This window comes from Myxococcus sp. AS-1-15 (genome assembly GCF_020037055.1).
GTDB classification, from domain to species: Bacteria; Myxococcota; Myxococcia; order Myxococcales; family Myxococcaceae; genus Myxococcus; species Myxococcus fulvus.
Genome location: NZ_JAIQDF010000081.1, coordinates 1 through 725, shown reverse-complemented (window position 1 = coordinate 725; position 725 = coordinate 1). Strand labels below are relative to the sequence as shown.

Below are 725 nucleotides of genomic sequence, written 5' to 3'. Positions count from 1 at the left end.
CGCGTGAAGTTCTACTGCGGCCTGGCCGTGTTCAGCGACCTGGGGCTGGCGGTGCTCCAGGGCGTGACGAACTGAGCCGCGCGCTTCTCGGCTGGGCCTGCCCGCGGGGACTTCCTGCCCGGGCGGGCCCAGCCCTCAACCTCGCGCCCGGCACGTGCTGGGTGCATTCCCTGTGGAGCAACAGATGGCTGGAAACCGACTGACGGTGGAAGTGGCGCTGGTGGGTCCGCGCGAGGGGGAGACGTGCAGCCTCGCGGGCTTCGACTTCAAGGCCGGTGTGGCGGAGGTGCCGAGACACGCGGCGACGGCCCTCCACATTCTCGGCAAGTACCACAGCGCCTTCCAGGTGGACTCGCGCGAGTACGAGGAGGCGAAGGCGAAGTGGGTGAAGGAGAAGGCGAGCGCGGAGTCCACCGGCGCGGCGGACCCGAAGCTGGTGTCCGCGCTGGAGGACGCGAAGTCGCACATCAACTCGCAGGGCGCCGAGCTGGAGCGCCTCCGGGCCGAGCTGCGCGAGGCGAAGGCGGCGAGCGCCGAGAGCGCGAAGGCCCAGGCGACGACGGAGCTGGCGAAGGCGCCGGCCGAGGAGACGCTGGCGGCGGACACCAAGGCGAAGGGGAAGGGCAAGGGCAAGGAGTAGCCCGCGCTCGAGGAACTCCCGCCCATGCCCATTGAAGCGACTCCCGGAGGCCCGTCCTCCGACTCGTACTGCACCCTGGTGGAGG

The 725-nt window shown here is 70.8% G+C and carries 1 protein-coding gene; it reads left to right on the top strand.

Annotated elements, in window-relative coordinates; all coding sequences use genetic code 11:
• Positions 1-184: 184 nt before the first annotated feature.
• Positions 185-640 (top strand): hypothetical protein, encoded by a 456-nt coding sequence (locus K8625_RS43605; protein WP_223786121.1) that lies wholly within the window; start codon positions 185-187, stop codon positions 638-640.
• Positions 641-725 lie beyond the last annotated feature (85 nt).